Annotated in this window: 3 pseudogenes; 2 read left to right on the top strand and 1 reads right to left on the bottom strand. The window is 68.2% G+C overall.

Features of this window, described 5'->3' with window-relative positions:
* Nucleotides 1-784, bottom strand: a pseudogene (locus ACIGXE_RS37645) (peptidase M4); the annotation flags it as partial.
* Nucleotides 785-1,135: 351 nt separating this feature from the next.
* Here ACIGXE_RS37645 and ACIGXE_RS37650 point away from each other — a divergent pair.
* A pseudogene (locus tag ACIGXE_RS37650) lies at nucleotides 1,136-1,553 on the top strand (2-oxoacid:acceptor oxidoreductase family protein); the annotation flags it as partial.
* Nucleotides 1,554-1,656: 103 nt separating this feature from the next.
* Nucleotides 1,657-2,129: pseudogene (locus ACIGXE_RS37655) on the top strand (IS5 family transposase); the annotation flags it as partial.
* Nucleotides 2,130-2,197: the final 68 nt, after the last annotated feature.

A 2,197-nucleotide genomic window follows, 5' to 3' on the forward strand; every position in this document is an offset into this window, starting at 1 on the left:
GGTTGTACGTCTTGTGGTTGCCGCGGCCGGTGTCCGTCAGCGTGTACGACGGGGCGGTGCCGAGGGTGACCTGACCGCTGTACATCGTGTTGCCGGTGCCGGTGTGCACGGCCTGCCACTCGTGCAGCTTCGCGCCGGAGGCAGCGTCCGTGACGACATGGAGCTCGTTGGGCGTGCCGTCGTGCTGGAGGCCGCCGACGACGGTCTCGTACGCGAGGACGGGCGAACCATGCGCCATCCAGACGACCTTGCGCGGGGCGCGCTCGGCGGCCGTCGCCTTCGAGCCCTCGGCCTTGGCCGCGTTGAGCGCCTGCTTCTCGGCGGCCGCCGGTGCGATGTCGGCGCTGAGGTCGACGTTCTTCAGCTGGGCCTGAGAGGCCTTGATGATCGACAGGGTCGCCCCAGCCTTGGTCTCGGCGACGATCAGGTCACCGCCGAGGACGGGCAGCCCGGTGAGCGTGCGCTCGTAGCGCGTGTGGGTCGTGCCGTCGCGGTCCTGGACGACGTCGCGGACGACCAGCATCTCCTGAGCGCCGAGGCCGAGGGCCTTGGCCGTGTTCGCCTTGTCGGCGTCAGCGGCCTTGATGAGCGCGGCGCGCTCGGCGGGGGAGAGGTCGGCCGGCAGCTTGCCGGCGTTGGCCTTGTCGGCCGCCTGCGCCTTGGGCGCGGCGGCCCAGCCGCCGGGGTCGGCGGTGGCGGAACCCTGGAAACCAGTGGCCAGAATCGCGGCGGTCGCGATCAGAGCGCCCGTCGCGGTGGCACGACGGCTTGGCGTGGATCTCACGCGAACTCCTTTTGCGAAGGGTGACGGATGGGTGGGCCGTCTGAGCAGTGCAAGAAGAGCTGTGGTGCGCAAACTGATATACGAAGAGCTGGGCAGAGAGTGACGGGAATGACGGGTACCTGTCATGAGTGGAGCATGCTCAGAACCTGTGAATCGACCCCGGGGCGGGGTGCCTCGTAAGACGCGGCGGGCGTACCTTCCCCGAGCGATCGACTCAAGGTCACCGAGTAGGCCCGCATTAGACCGCAGGCTGGGAAGGCACGCCCGTGCTCAGCGTAGTTACCGAAGACGGCACCAACCGATACCGGTACCTCTCTGCTAGATGGGATCGTCCGGGAGGGCGCGAGGCCGATGCTCGCTGTAGCCCTGAAGGTTGAGGCCGGGCAGTACATAGCCGAACTCGACTCCGGTGACGGTATGCAGCTCACGGGAGACCGGTTCACGTCGGAGACGGCGTCCTTCGGGAACGACCTGTCGACGCTGCCCAACTTCCCGGCGGAGATCCGGGCGCCCGCCGGCACCCTGCCGGGCGTGTCCTCGTTCCAGCTGCACTTCGCCGACCACGACATCCTGACCCCGGGCGACGCCCCGAACGTGCTGGTCGCGATGAACCTGGCCGCGCTGAAGGCGAACATCGGGGACGTGCCGCGCGGCGGCGAGATCATCGTCAACACCGACGAGTTCGCCAAGCGCGCCATGGCCAAGGTCGGCTACGACCTCCCCGCTGGAGGACGGGTCGCTGGCCGGGTACCACGGGCACCCCGTGCCCAGCGGGCCTTGCATGCCGCCCTCCCTGCCCTAACAACCCCTAACGAAATGATCTTCGGGTTGGTTGGATGGCCTCCCGAGTGTTGATCTGGGGGGGGTGTGGGGTGGCTCGGCGGAAGCCGTGGGAAGTGGACGATGAGATCTGGGCGGTGATCGAGCCGCTGCTGCCGAGGGTGGGGCGTCGGGTTCGTCATCCGGGGCGGAAGCGGCATCCGGATCGGCTGGTGTTCCAGGGCATCCTGTTTGTGCCGCATACCGGGATCGCGTGGGAACACCTGCCGCAGGAGCTGGGTTTCGGCTCGGGCATGACCTGCTGGCGTCGCCTGGCGGAGTGGACCGAAGCCGGCGTCTGGCCGCGACCGCGCGAGGCTCTCCTCGCTCGTCTTCGTGGAGCGGGCGCTCTGGAGTTCTCCCGTGCCGTGGTCGACGGCTCTCACATACGCGCGTTAAGAGGGGCTCCAAGACCGGACGAAGCCCTGTTGACCGGGGCGGAAACGGCGGCAAGCATCACCTGATCACCGACGCCACAGGCATTCCGCTTGCAACCACCCTGAGCTTGTTCCGCTTTGGCGGACACCATCGGTGTGGTGGTCAGGCCGCGAGGACGGCCTCGTATTCGGCGGGACTGCGGTAGCCGAGGCTGCT

This window comes from Streptomyces sp. NPDC053431, assembly GCF_044544925.1.
GTDB lineage: Bacteria > Actinomycetota > Actinomycetes > Streptomycetales > Streptomycetaceae > Streptomyces.